Genomic DNA, 14,037 nt, shown 5'->3' with positions numbered 1-14,037 from the left:
AGGGGTGTTGTAGTTATCTAAATGTTTGGTAAGAAAGTTTTGGAGCATATTGACCAGTTGACGAAATGAGTTTGTTTGCTGTATTTGATTTAGATAGGTTTGGGATTCTTCTCTGACTATTGTTATACCTTATCTCTTATTAAGTATTTTTAGAGTATCGTATATATACTATTGACCATTTTTCATGGTACGTCAAGTTTTAAGAATGTTTTGAGATATCAGGAGATTTAAAAGTATAGATAGAGGTGAGAATTGAAAAAGGTAGAGAATTGTTATTAAATTGTGTAATTTTCTGATTTTGTTTGTAAAAAAAATCAATATATCGGTTTATTGCTGTAATGTTGGTTTATTTTACGAATAATTTGATGATTAATGCAATTATTGTATGCTGGCATATTAGTTAAAAGATGCATTAATAAGTAGTGGCACGGATATATTCAAAAAAATCATATATTTTTGCTTCACAAAATAATGAAGTATGGCAAAAAATTTAGTGATTGTTGAGTCACCAGCTAAGGCAAAAACTATAGAAAAATTTTTAGGGAAAGATTATCAAGTAGAATCTAGTTATGGACATATTGCGGATTTACCTTCTAAGGAAATTGGCGTAGATGTCAATAATGGGTTTAAACCTTCATATGAAGTATCGAGTGATAAAAAAGCAGTTGTTAAGAAGTTAAAAGATTTGTCAAAGAAAGCTGAGACAGTTTGGTTAGCTTCCGATGAGGACCGTGAGGGAGAAGCTATAGCATGGCATTTAGCTGAAGAATTAAAATTGGATGCTGATAAAACAAAGCGAATTGTTTTTCACGAGATTACTAAATCTGCCATTGTAAAAGCGATTGAGAACCCTAGACAAATTGACTATAACCTTGTAAATGCTCAACAAGCTCGCCGTATTTTAGACCGTTTGGTAGGATATGAACTTTCTCCTGTACTATGGAAAAAAGTAAAAGGAGGGTTATCTGCTGGACGTGTTCAATCTGTAGCTGTTCGACTAATTGTGGAACGCGAAAAAGAAATCAACGAGTTTAATATTGCATCGTCTTATCATGTAGTAGCTGAATTTGCTACCGCTGAAGGTAAGACTGTAAAAGCGAAGTTGGCAAAGAACTTTGCTACAGAACAAGAAGCTAAACAGTTTTTAGAACTAAATATTGGCAGTAGATATCAAATTAGCGACTTAGAAACTAAGCCAGCTAAGAAGTCTCCTGCTGCACCATTTACTACCTCTACCTTACAGCAAGAGGCAGCGCGTAAGCTGTATTTTTCGGTAAGTCAAACGATGACTTTAGCTCAGCGATTATACGAAAGTGGATTGATTACTTATATGAGAACGGATAGTGTGAATCTTTCGCAAGAAGCTATGAAAGCTGCGGCAGATGAAATTTCTAAATCGTATGGTGCTCAGTATTCTAAACCGCGAACATATACAACAAAGAGTAAAGGAGCACAAGAAGCTCACGAAGCTATTCGCCCTACAAATATGGCCTTGCACAATGCACCTGTAGATAGAGATCAAGCTCGTTTATATGATTTGATATGGAAGCGTACGCTTGCTTCTCAAATGAGTGATGCTAAACTTGAAAGAACAAATGTTCGCATAGCTTCGAATAAATTTCAAGATCAATTTGCAGCTACTGGTGAGGTTTTACTTTTTGACGGTTTCTTAAAGGTATATTTGGAAGGACACGATGACGAAGATGAAGAAGTAGAAGGAATTTTGCCAGCGTTGAAAGTAGGAGAGGAGTTGATGAGAAAGACTTTAGTGGCAACTCAGCGATTCAGTAAACCTGCAGCAAGATATACAGAAGCTTCATTAGTAAAGAAATTAGAGGAGTTAGGGATTGGTAGACCGTCAACTTATGCACCAACGATATCAACTATTATAGCTCGTAATTATGTTGAGAAAGGAAGTGCTGAAGGAAAAGAACGCGAGTATAAATTGTTGGAATTGGGGAATGATGGCGTTCGCACAAAGAATTTAGTTGAGAAAACAGGATCGGATAAAGGTAAGTTAGTACCTACAGATATTGGAATTATTGTAAATGATTTCTTAGTTAAGAATTTTCAAACAATCTTAGACTATAACTTCACAGCGAGAGTTGAGGAGAATTTCGATGAGATTGCTGCTGGAAATGCAGATTGGGCTAAAATGATGAAGGAGTTTTACGATCATTTTCACCCTACAGTTAAGAATGTTGAAGAAAACGCTGAAAGAGAATCTGGAGAGCGTATTTTAGGAGAGGATCCTAAAACAGGTAAGCCTGTATTGGTTCGTCTGGGTAAATTTGGACCGATGGCTCAAATTGGTGATGCTGAAGACGAGAATAAACAATTTGCAAGTTTAGGACCTGACCAGAATATTGGTACTATTAGCTTGGAAGAAGCATTGACATTGTTTTTATTACCTAAACAGTTAGGAGAATATAAAGGAGAAGAAGTAGAGGTAAATAACGGCCGCTTTGGACCTTATGTTCGCGTAGGTAAAGTTTTTATCTCTTTGCCAAAAGGAGAAGAACCATTAGATGTGTCGTTTGAAAGAGCGGTTGAGCTAATAAAAGAGAAAGAGGAAGCAGATGCACCTATTGCTACTTTTCAAGGAATGGATGTTCAAAAAGGCGTTGGTAGATTTGGCCCATACTTAAAGTGGAATGGCATTTTTATCAATGTGAATAAAAAATATAATTTTGACAATTTATCTCAAGCTGATATTATTGAATTAATTGAAGATAAAATTCAAAAAGAGAAGGATAAAGTTATTCACGATTGGTCTGCTGAAGGGATTCGCGTTGAAAAAGCAAGATGGGGGAGATCTGTTATCTTGCAAGGGAAAACGAAAATAGAATTGTCGAAGGATGTTGATGCAGCTGCTTTAACTTTGGATCAAGTGAAAGCTATGATTGAGGCAAAAGCTCCAGCAAAGAAAACAGCAGCTAAGAAAGCGACAACAAAAAAGACAGCAACTAAGAAAACTACGACTACAAAGAAAACAAAAAAGTAATTTATGATGTACGAGTTGTTAGTGCCTTTAAGTGATGATGTGGTTGATTACATCGATGGATTGCCTAGTCAGACATTAGGTAAGAAAGTCACATACTATCGCGAAAAAGAGTTTTTTGATTATGACAAGTATCAAATTGCTATAATTGGTATTGGCGATAATAGAGGAGCTGGTCAAGAAGATTTAACTGTTGTTGATGTTTCTAAAATTAGAAAAGCACTCTATGCATTATATCCTGGTAACTGGGGTCTTCGAATTATTGATTTTGGAGATATATTACCTGGTGATACAATAGAAGATACTCATTTCGTTGTCAAATCTATCGTAAGTGATTTGATTAAGAATAATGTATTGCCAATTGTTATAGGTGGGTCTCAAGACTTGACTTACGGAATGTATCGCGCATACGATGATTTGAATAAGTTGGTAAATATCGTGACAATCGACTCTAAGTTAGATGTAGCAAAAGGAGCTAATTTATCAGTTGAAAGTTTTCTTTCTCGTATTATTTTAGAGGAACCTGTGAATTTGTTTAACTATGCAAACTTAGGTTATCAAACGTTTTATAATTCACAAGAAGAAATAGATTTAATAGATAGCTTATATTTTGAAGCTTATCGCGTAGGTGAGGTTTCTGCAAATTTAAAAATAGCAGAGCCAGTGCTGAGAGATGCCGATATAGTAAGCATTGATATGGGGGTTGTCAAATCGGGTGATTCGGGTAATCACATCACTTTTAACCCAAATGGCTTTGATGGTAAAGAGATATGTGCATTAGGTCGATACGCAGGGTTGAGTGATAGAGTTTCAACTTTTGGAATATTCAATTATAATAATACAAAGAATGAAGCGTTATTAATAGCACAAATCATTTGGTATTTTATAGAGGGATATAATTATCGCACAGGAGAGTATCCTTTTGAAAGACGCGCAAATTATTTGAAATTTATAGTTCCTATTGAAGGCTACGAGGATTTGATTTTCTATAAAAGTGACATTTCTGGTCGCTGGTGGGTAGAAAATGGCATTGTAGAATTTGAGAATAGCAAAGGAATTTCTTTAATGCCGTGTAACGAAGAAGAATATTTGATGGCAACTAAGCAAGAAATACCAGAAAGATGGTGGAAAGCTCTAAAAAGGAGTATGTTGTAAAAAAAAAGTTTTTTTTGAGAAGAATTAATGTAAATTAATCTTTAGCTTTGTTTATTGAAAGAAATAAGAAAAAATTAACTTTAAATAGTAGTAAAGAAAAATTGTATATATAAACCTAAAATTATATGAAGAAGATAATTACGTTAGGAGTTTTGGCGGCTTTGATGTTCAGTTGTGGAGCAGGTGGAGATCGAGGTGAGTTAATGGGAGGTGTAGAAGGTAAAAGATGGCGTAACACAAAACCGCATGGCATGTCATTAGTTCCAGGAGGAACTTTTACAATGGGACAGGCTAATGAAGACTTCTTAGGTGCACAAGATGCTCCTACAAAAACTGTTACGATTGGATCGTTTTATATGGACGAGACAGAGGTAAGTAATAACCAGTACCGAAAATTCGTTGAATGGGTAAAAGATTCAATTACTCGTACTAAATTAGCTATCATGGCTGATGATATGGGGATGAATAAAGATGCTGGTGGAATAGGGGCTTATGCTTTTTTAGATTCAGAAGAAAATTTAGATAAAATGACACCATACCAACGCTATATGTATGATAATTACTATAGTATGGAAATGAGTGATGATATTTACTCTGGTCGTCGTTTGAATAAAAAAGTGCCAGTGGTTACGAATAATAGTAAATTTCCAGATGAGTATTATGTAGAGGTAATGGATTCTCTTTATATCCCTGCTTCTGAAACATATAATGGAATGACTACATTCGATGTGTCTAAGTTGAAATTTAAGTATACTTACGTTGACGTGGAAGGTGCAACAAGAGATCAAGGTACAGATCCACGTAGTAAACGCAAAAGACACTTGAAAACGGAGACACTTTTAATCTATCCTGATACTACACGTTGGATTAAAGAATTCCAGTATTCTTATAATGAGCCAATGCACAACGATTACTTTTGGCATGAGGCTTTTGGAGAGTATCCTGTAGTTGGTGTAAGCTGGTATCAAGCAAAAGCTTTTGCTGCTTGGAGAACAATGTATAAGAATACTTTTTTACGTACAAATAATCAAACACAAGAAGTTCACGAGTTCCGTTTACCAATGGAAAGTGAATGGGAATATGCTGCTCGTGGTGGTCTTGAAGGAGCTATGTATCCTTGGGGAGGACCTTATGCAACAGATGAAAGAGGTTGCTTTATGGCAAACTTTAAACCAACTCGTTTTGACTATGCGGCTGATGGCGCTTTATATACAGCAGATGTAAGATCATATCCTCCAAATGGATATAACTTATACAATATGGCTGGTAACGTTGCCGAATGGACTAGTTCACCTTATGAGGTTTCTGCTTATGATTTTATGTCTTCTATGAAACCGAGAAATAGACAAACTGATAATCCTTTAAAAGTTGTAAGAGGTGGTTCATGGAGAGATCCTGCTTATTTCTTACAAGTAGCAACTCGTGATTCAGAGTATGCAGATTCATCAAGAAGCTACATTGGGTTTAGAACTGTGCAGTCAGTTTCAGGTTCTATGTCAAGAACTAATGCTGCAAAAATGGCTCGTTAAAAAATTGGAAAGAAAATTTATAAAGAATTATTAGGCTATGGCAATGTCAAAAAAAGTAATGAACTTCTGTTATGGAATGGGAGCTTCAATCGTTATCTTAGGAGCTTTATTTAAGATCACTCACATGGAGGTAGGTCCTCTTAATGGTAATAACATGTTGATTTTCGGTATGGTTGTAGAAGCAATTATTTTTGCTATTTCTGCATTCGAACCTGTTGATGAGGAATTAGATTGGAGTAAAGTTTATCCAGAGTTAAAAGACGGGGAAGCTCGTCAACTGAAAAAAGGTAAGGAGACTCCTGTAGTGGAGAATGTTGAGGTATCGCTTTCAAAGAAATTGGATGAAATGCTAAAAGATGCTAAGATTGACGGTGAGTTAATGAATAGCTTAGGAAATAGTATTCGCAACTTTGAAGCTGCATCTAAAAATATTGCTCCAGCTGTTGATACTGTTGCTTCTTCGCAAAAATACGCTCAAGAAATGACGATCGCTGCTGCTCAATTGGAGTCGTTGAATCAAATGTATAAAGTACAATTAGAAAGTGCAACTTCTAATGCTGAAATTAATAAATCTGTAGCTGAGAATAATGTAAGATTACAAGAACAGATGCAGGCTTTAACGCAGAATTTAGCTTCTTTAAACAATGTTTATGGTGGAATGCTTTCAGCTATGGGAGCAGGAAGAAATGCTAATTAATTTATAATTAAAAAATATTATAGATAATGGCAAAACAGAAATTGACACCGAGACAAAAGATGATTAACCTGATGTATTTAGTGTTCATCGCTATGATGGCACTTCAAATGTCACGTGAGGTTTTGTCAGCTTTTGGTATGGTGAACGAGAAGTTTGAGGAGACAACTACTGCTTTGGCAACAAATAATGAGCTTGTATCTCTTAAACAATTGGAACAAAAAGCAGAGGATGATGCTGCAAAGTTCCGAGAGCCTTATAATAAGGCAAAACAAATTAAAGACATTACTGATGCTTTTGTTGTAAAAATTGGCGCGACAAAAGAGCTTATCGTTGAGAAATATAGAGAGGCTGATGGAAGTCTTCCTTTTGAAATGATGGATAAGAGTGATGTTATTGATAATCTTTGGTTTAAAGGAGATAAATTGTCTGATGAAGGAAAGGCATTTATTGCAGATATTGAAGATTATAAGAATAAGATTAATACACTTTTAGGTGAAGATGTAGCATACAAAAATGTAAAGGAAAAGTTTAACAAGAACTTTGACTTGAACGATGTGAAGGATCGTAGTGGTGTGAAAAAACCATACTTAAACTACAACTTCCTTGGGTTTCCTGCTGTGGCATCTTTGACTAAATTATCCGCTATGCAAAATGACGCCCGCGTTATGGAGCAGGATATGTATAATTTGTTGTTAGGAAATAAATTGATCGAAGCTGCTTCTATGAAGAATTATTCAGCATTGATTATTCCTGATAAATCTGTTTATTACGTAGGTGATAACTATTCAAGTACTGTTGCCTTAGGGCGCTATGACAATACAATCCCAAAGAAAGTATTTGTCAATGGCAAAGAAATAGACTTGAATAAATCGCTTCAAAATGGTCAGGTTAAATTGAACTTACCTGCTAATAGCGTAGGAGAACACAATTTCTCTGGTAAATTTGTATTCATTGAAGAAGGAGAAGAAGTACCAGTTGATTTTAAAGGATCATACGTAGTAGTTAGTAGACCAAATAGTGCAACGATATCAGCTGATAAGATGAACGTTGTTTATAGAGGAGTTGATAACCCGATTTCTATTTCATTTGCAGGTATTCCTGATAGTAAGGTAAATGCAAGTGCTCCTGGTTTAAGTAAGGTTGGAAATGGTAAATACGTTTTAAGACCTCAAGGAGGTAGAGAGGTTACTATTAGTGTAACGGGTACATTTGACGACGGAAAAGGAGCTAAAGATTCTAAGGTATTTAGAATTAAAGATATTCCTTCTCCTCGTGGTACTGTTCGTGGTGAGTTTGCTGCTATTGGATCAAAAGAAAACCTGGAAAGGGTGAGTATCGGTGCGAAATTAGAAGATTTTGATTTCGACGTGAATCTAACAGTTAGTAGCTTTGTGGTTCAAATTCCTGGACAACCAAGTATTGTTGTACCTGGAAACAAGATGAACGATAGAGCTAAAGCAGCTATACGCAGAGCTCGTATAGGAGATGTTGTAGTTATCTCTGATATTAAAGCAAAATTACAAGGTGGTGGTGACTATCAGTTGAAAAAAACGGCACCGTGTACTTTTGAAATTAAATAATTACTTCTTAATTTTAAAGAAAGAAAATTTAGAAAAATATGAATTGGAAAAATTTATCACTATTTGTAGTGTTTTCTCTGTTTTCAATAGGATCTTTTGCGCAATCGAACTTATTGAATGCTAAATCTGCTAGTGAAATCGGGCAAAAGTCTTTGTTAGATATTTTAGTTAAATCAGATGGGCCTATTCCTTATGGACAGGTTAATGATAAAGATGTATTATTTGGTATTAAGGTATGGGAGAAAATCTCCTTGTCTGAAAAAGCAAATGAGTCATATTATTTCCCTATTGATGATACAGAAGATAGTGAGCATAAGTCATTATTCCAAGTGTTGTTAGATGGTGTTAAGTCTGGTGCTATTACTGAAGTATATGATAGTAGTGATTTTAAAGTACAACGTACTTTAAAAGATATCGAAGCTTCATTTGTTAAGGTTGATACAACTGACGTAGGTATTGAGTACCTTAATGCTGGAGAAGCTGTGCCAGATGAGTATATTGATCGTACAGAATTGAGATCTTCTGACGTGAGTGCTTATCATATCTTAGGTATGTGGTATTTTGATCGCAATGAAGGACAATTGAGATATCGTTTATTGGGAATCGCTCCTGTTGTTGTAGATATTTATACAAAAGGTAGCGAAAATGAGAACTTCGTAGAGTTGTTTTGGATTTTCTTTGCAGATGCAAGAGATGTCTTATACCAAAGCTATGCGTTCAATCCTAAGAATCCAATGAATCCGATTAACTTTGATCACTTATTGAATTCAAGAAGATTTAGTGCTACTATTTATAAAGCAGATAACCAATATGGTGGTCGTCGTATAGATGAGTACATACAAGGTAATGATTTACAAAAATTGTTTGAAGGTGAAAGAATTAAAGAGTTAATTCGCAACCTGGAAGACGATATGTGGAAATATTAAACTAGGAATTACTAAATTTGTAGTAACTAATTTACTAAGCTCTTATCTAATTAAATTAGATAAGAGCTTTTGTTTTAATAGTATGCGTGTATTATGGTTGATTATATTGTTGTAGGTACAGGGTTGGCCGGTATCTGTTTCACTGAGAAATTAATTAGTGAAGGAAAAAGCTTTAAAGTGATTGATAACGAAGGGCGTTCCTCATCATGGATTGCTGGAGGAATGTATAATCCTGTTGTACTCAAACGCTTTACGGAAGTGTGGAAGATAGATGAACAATTGGATATAGCTTTGCCCTTTTATCAGGGGTTAGAGAAGAAATTAGGAATTCAGTTTTTGTATCCTATGCCTTTGTTTAGACGTCTGTTATCTGTTGAAGAACAAAATAATTGGTTTCACGCTGCGGACAAGCCTAATCTTGAAAGGTATTTGGCTCCTAAGTTGTCAAGGATGGATATCAATGGGGTGGAAGCTCCCTTTGGTTATGGAGAAGTGAAATATACGGGGTACTTGGAAACACACGATTTGATTACAAATTATCGCAACTATCTACATGAAAAGGATTGTTACCTCAAGGAGAGTTTTGACTTTGATCAGCTAACTTATTCAAGTGAATGCGTGACTTATAAAGGTATTCAAGCACGTCATATTGTTTTTGCTGAAGGTTATGGATTGTTGAATAATCCCTTCTTTAAAGAGTTACCTTTGGATGGTACAAAAGGAGAATTAATGTTGGTGAAGATTCCTGACCTCAAGATTGACTTTATGTTGAAGGCTAATGTATTTATCATTCCAATTGGTAATGATATTTATAAAGTAGGAGCAACTTATAATTGGGAGGATAAGTCGGATGATCCCACACAGGAGGCTAAAGAAGAACTTATACAAGGCTTGAAGGATATTATCGATCTTGATTTTGAGATTGTTCTTCACACGGCTGGTGTTCGTCCTACAGTGAAAGACAGAAGACCTTTGTTGGGGAGAAGTTTGGAGTCAGATAGAATACATGTCTTAAACGGATTGGGTACTCGTGGAGTATTGTTAGGCCCTTTTGTAGCTAGTAAATTGTTTAATAATATAGAGAATGGTGAACCTTTAGATGAGCATTTATCCATTCATAGGTATAAAAAATTTAAAATAAAGAATTAATTATATATGTTGAATATTCATAATCTTTCTGTTTCTTTTTCAGGAGAGTATTTATTTGAAAGCGTTACATTTAAGATTGGCGCAGGTGATAGGGTTGGTTTAGTTGGAAAAAATGGAGCTGGTAAATCAACAATGTTGAAGCTCCTGTCAGGAGATATTGAACCGGATACGGGTAGTATTGCAACTGATAAAGATTTAAAGATTGGGTTTCTTAGACAAGATATTGACTTTATTCCAGGTCGCACAGTTTTGGAGGAGGCTTATCAAGCATTCGAGGAAATTAAGTTTGTCGAAAGTGAATTAGAGAAAGTTAATACAGCATTAACAGAACGCACAGATTATGAATCTGAGAGTTATGGTGAGTTAATTGAGAAATTGAGTGATTTAACTCATCGATTTGAAATAATCGGGGGGTATAATTATGTAGGAAACACTGAACGTGTATTACAAGGTTTAGGTTTTAAACGTGAGGAATTTAACAATCTGACTGATACCTTTTCAGGAGGATGGCGCATGCGAATTGAGTTAGCAAAGTTATTGCTTCAGAATAACGACGTCTTGCTACTGGATGAGCCTACTAACCACTTAGATATTGAAAGTATCATCTGGTTAGAGCAATTTTTGAGAACTTATCCGGGAGCTGTTGTTATCATTTCCCACGATAAAATGTTTTTAGATAATGTGACTAATCGCACAATAGAGATTTCGTTAGGGAAGATTTACGATTTTAATAAGCCTTATTCAGAGTACCTTGTATTGCGTGAAGAGCTACGTGAAATACAATTAGCTGCGCAAAAGAACCAAGCTAAAAAAATTGAAGAGACGGAAAAATTGATAGAGAAATTTCGCTACAAGGCTACCAAGGCTTCGATGGCACAATCTCTAATTAAGCGATTGGATAAAGTAGAGCGTATCGAAGTAGATGAAGATGACAACGCGGTGATGAATATTTCTTTCCCTGTGAGTATAGATCCTGGTAAAGTTGTTTTAGAGATTGACGGTGTAACTAAGCGCTTTGGCGATAAAGTTATTTTTAAAGATATTAATCTCTTAGTTGAAAGAGGAACTAAGATTGCATTTGTCGGACAGAACGGTCAAGGTAAATCGACTTTAATTAAGGCTGTTTTAAAGGAGTTTGAGTATGAAGGTACGATTAAGTTAGGTCACAATGTACAGATTGGTTATTTCGCTCAGAATCAAGCCGATTATTTGGATGGTGAAAAAACGATACTCGATACGATGTTAGATGCTGCAAGTGATGGTAATCGTGTGAAAGTGCGCGATATGCTTGGGGCATTCTTGTTTAGAGGAGATGATGTGGAGAAGAAAGTAAAAGTGCTTTCTGGAGGTGAGCGAAATAGATTGGCCTTGTGTAAAATGTTGTTATCTCCAATCAATGTATTGCTTATGGATGAGCCTACCAATCACTTAGATATTAAATCTAAAAATGTATTGAAAGAGGCTTTGAGAAACTTTAAAGGAACTTTAGTATTGGTTTCCCACGATCGTGATTTCTTACAAGGTCTTACAGAGCTTGTTTATGAGTTTAAAGACCAAAAGATTAAAGAGTACTTAGGAGATATTAATTATTTCTTAGAAGAACGCAATGCTCAGAGTATGCGTGAAATTGAAAAGAAGACAGAGGTTGCAAATGTTGTAGATAAGACAGTAAAGAAAGAGGAGCAAAAGAGTCAATCTTTATCTTACGAAGATCAAAAGAAACAGAAGAGCCTTCAGAATAGGCTGAGTAAAATAGAAAGTGAAATAAGTGATCTTGAAAAGAGAATAGCTAAAGACGATGAGCGTTTAGCAGTTGATTACGAAAAGATGATGAATGATGCTACATTCTTTAAGGATTATGAAGCTAAAAAGAAGAAAATAGATGACTTAATGGAAGAATGGGAAAGCATTCAAGAAGAATTATTGTTATAAAGCTAAAAAAGGGTTTACTTTTTAAAGTAAACCCTTTTTTAATTAAGTAGGCGTAATAAAGTTATATGGTTATAAACAAAAAACCACTTGATGTAATAAGTGGTTTAAAAGCTTAGTAGCGGGAACAGGACTCGAACCTGTGACCTTCGGGTTATGAGCCCGACGAGCTGCCTACTGCTCTATCCCGCGATATTGTGGTGCAAATGTAATGCGTTTTTTATCAATTGACAAATAAAGTCAATCTTAATGTAGTTTATAATTTGTAATCCTTTGAACAGCTGCTATAAAGGAGAGTAGGTAAGTTGCTAATTTGGATAAAATAAGAAAAGCCACTTCATTTGAAGTGGCTTTTTATTAGTAGCGGGAACAGGACTCGAACCTGTGACCTTCGGGTTATGAGCCCGACGAGCTGCCTACTGCTCTATCCCGCGATATTGTGGTGCAAATGTAATACGATTATTTGGACTTTACAAATCTTTTTTATTAAAAAGCTTAATTAGTGTGAAAAGGGGGAGGGGGATTTTACTGTTATTCTACTAAAATAGGCGACTGTTGTAAATGTGATCGCTATAGGATTATTAACTGGAAAAATGAGTGTAGGCTAACTTTGCCAAATAACTTTCCCTGCTTAAGTAATAAGCTTAATATTATTTGTAAGATAAGGGAAATGAACTGTTAAGTTTTTAATCCAGTAAAATGGAAAAGTGAAAGTTTATAAAAAAGAAAAACCCCTAAAACCAAATGGAAGCGGTAATAAGGGCCTTAGTAGCGGGAACAGGACTCGAACCTGTGACCTTCGGGTTATGAGCCCGACGAGCTGCCTACTGCTCTATCCCGCGATATTGTGGTGCAAATGTAATGCGTTTATTTGGGGTACACAATATTATTCTGCTAGACATTCTATTTTTTATTTTAGTTTAACAGTTTTATTGTGTTTAAATATCTGACATTTAAATTGTTGTTTGTTATTTTTGGGAAGGTGTTAAAGTTTGTTTAATGCCTTTTTTTACTGTATAGATAGAGAGGGATGCATTCTTTTGCTCAGAATGGCGTGGCTTGTTTGTTTTTGATATCAGTGTGTTTCCTCTTTGGAGTAAATTAAGCTTAGAAATAGTCGAGAAGTTATAAAAGAGAAAAGCCACTTCATTTGAAGTGGCTTTTTATTAGTAGCGGGAACAGGACTCGAACCTGTGACCTTCGGGTTATGAGCCCGACGAGCTGCCTACTGCTCTATCCCGCGATATTGTGGTGCAAATATAGTAGGAATATTTGGAACCCACAAATCAGCTATGAGAATAATCGCCTATTTTCATAGGTATTCACTGTCTTTCCCTTTTGTATATTCGCTGTTTTGAGCAATAAGTTCATCAATGTTGTTGTTACAGAGTAACTTAATAAAGGAGTGGAATTTTTCTTCAGGCCAATCGTAAATTTTCAAATCCATTAATTTTTTTATTGTTTCTTCAGAAAAGCGCTTTTTAATAGGTTTAGCTGGGTTACCTGCAACGATGGTATAAGGTTCTACATCTTTTATCACAACTGCTCCCGAAGCTACGATTGCCCCTTCTCCAATTGTTATACCTGGCATGATCATCGAGCGCATCCCTAACCAAGCTCCGTCTTCTATTATTGTATCTCCCTTGGCTTGATAAGCTTCTTCTATTATTTCTGTAAAGGGATACAGGCTAAACCAATCTGTGCGATGTGTATTGTTGCCTCCCATAAGTATTACCACTTCGGCGGCAATGCACACATACGCCCCAATGTATAGTTGATCAATATGCCAGATGGGATCCCATGTATTAAGACTGTATTCATCACCATAGAGATAGCGCACCACACTTTCTTCAAAGTTCCCTGTCCATGCATTGCTGTAATAAGATGTCGTTCCTTTAATGTGAATGTTTGGGTTTTTTACTGTTTCGTGTAAATATTCTACTTTAGACCAATGTCTTTTGTCTTCTTTTTTCATTTGTAATTATGTTATTTTATCAAGTACCCTAAATAGGTGATTAATTATTAGATAAGTTAGATGCTAAATATATATAAAGTGTTGTTATAAATTTTA

General features: G+C 35.4%; 9 protein-coding genes and 4 tRNA genes. 8 read left to right on the top strand and 5 right to left on the bottom strand.

Annotation, left to right across the window (positions count from 1 at the left end; genetic code table 11):
- Positions 1 to 478 precede the first annotated feature (478 nt).
- The 8 genes from topA to NWE55_RS05555 all read left to right on the top strand — a co-directional run bounded on the left by topA (position 479) and on the right by NWE55_RS05555 (position 11,969).
- Positions 479 to 3,004: a type I DNA topoisomerase gene (gene topA / locus NWE55_RS05590; protein WP_258204655.1), complete on the top strand. Its 2,526-nt coding sequence runs from the start codon at positions 479 to 481 to the stop codon at positions 3,002 to 3,004.
- A 3-nt stretch (positions 3,005 to 3,007) separates the two neighbouring features.
- On the top strand, positions 3,008 to 4,156 hold the full coding sequence (locus NWE55_RS05585) for a formimidoylglutamase (protein ID WP_160339656.1): 1,149 nt from the start codon (positions 3,008 to 3,010) through the stop codon (positions 4,154 to 4,156).
- Between the two features lie 125 nt (positions 4,157 to 4,281).
- On the top strand, positions 4,282 to 5,685 hold the full coding sequence (gene porK, locus NWE55_RS05580; RefSeq protein ID WP_155092134.1) for a T9SS ring complex lipoprotein PorK/GldK: 1,404 nt from the start codon (positions 4,282 to 4,284) through the stop codon (positions 5,683 to 5,685).
- A 37-nt stretch (positions 5,686 to 5,722) separates the two neighbouring features.
- On the top strand, positions 5,723 to 6,382 hold the full coding sequence (porL, locus tag NWE55_RS05575) for a type IX secretion system motor protein PorL/GldL (protein WP_155092135.1): 660 nt from the start codon (positions 5,723 to 5,725) through the stop codon (positions 6,380 to 6,382).
- A gap of 26 nt (positions 6,383 to 6,408) precedes the next feature.
- The gene (porM, locus tag NWE55_RS05570; RefSeq protein ID WP_155092136.1) at positions 6,409 to 7,962 is read left to right on the top strand and encodes a type IX secretion system motor protein PorM/GldM; all 1,554 of its coding nucleotides are present in this window, start codon (positions 6,409 to 6,411) and stop codon (positions 7,960 to 7,962) included.
- A 38-nt stretch (positions 7,963 to 8,000) separates the two neighbouring features.
- A complete protein-coding gene (porN, locus tag NWE55_RS05565) occupies positions 8,001 to 8,888 on the top strand; it encodes a type IX secretion system ring subunit PorN/GldN (protein ID WP_155092137.1) in 888 nt (295 codons plus the stop codon).
- A gap of 93 nt (positions 8,889 to 8,981) precedes the next feature.
- Positions 8,982 to 10,037: an NAD(P)/FAD-dependent oxidoreductase gene (locus NWE55_RS05560; protein WP_155092138.1), complete on the top strand. Its 1,056-nt coding sequence runs from the start codon at positions 8,982 to 8,984 to the stop codon at positions 10,035 to 10,037.
- Positions 10,038 to 10,043: 6 nt separating this feature from the next.
- The gene (locus NWE55_RS05555; protein WP_258204654.1) at positions 10,044 to 11,969 is read left to right on the top strand and encodes an ABC-F family ATP-binding cassette domain-containing protein; all 1,926 of its coding nucleotides are present in this window, start codon (positions 10,044 to 10,046) and stop codon (positions 11,967 to 11,969) included.
- 116 nt (positions 11,970 to 12,085) lie between these two features.
- On the opposite strand, the gene NWE55_RS05550 is transcribed toward NWE55_RS05555, so the two are convergent.
- From NWE55_RS05550 to NWE55_RS05530, 5 genes are all read right to left on the bottom strand, one after another.
- Positions 12,086 to 12,158: transfer RNA gene (locus NWE55_RS05550), tRNA-Met, on the bottom strand.
- Between the two features lie 169 nt (positions 12,159 to 12,327).
- A tRNA-Met gene (locus NWE55_RS05545) sits at positions 12,328 to 12,400 on the bottom strand.
- A gap of 335 nt (positions 12,401 to 12,735) precedes the next feature.
- Positions 12,736 to 12,808: transfer RNA gene (locus NWE55_RS05540), tRNA-Met, on the bottom strand.
- 328 nt (positions 12,809 to 13,136) lie between these two features.
- Positions 13,137 to 13,209: transfer RNA gene (locus NWE55_RS05535), tRNA-Met, on the bottom strand.
- A gap of 69 nt (positions 13,210 to 13,278) precedes the next feature.
- The gene (locus tag NWE55_RS05530) at positions 13,279 to 13,941 is read right to left on the bottom strand and encodes a CatB-related O-acetyltransferase (RefSeq protein WP_155093094.1); all 663 of its coding nucleotides are present in this window, start codon (positions 13,939 to 13,941) and stop codon (positions 13,279 to 13,281) included.
- Positions 13,942 to 14,037: the final 96 nt, after the last annotated feature.

The sequence above is a fragment of the Myroides albus genome (assembly GCF_024722315.1).
Lineage (GTDB): Bacteria > Bacteroidota > Bacteroidia > Flavobacteriales > Flavobacteriaceae > Flavobacterium > Flavobacterium album_A.
The sequence above is the reverse complement of the archived record's forward strand: the minus strand, read 5'-3'. Positions and strand labels throughout refer to the sequence as shown.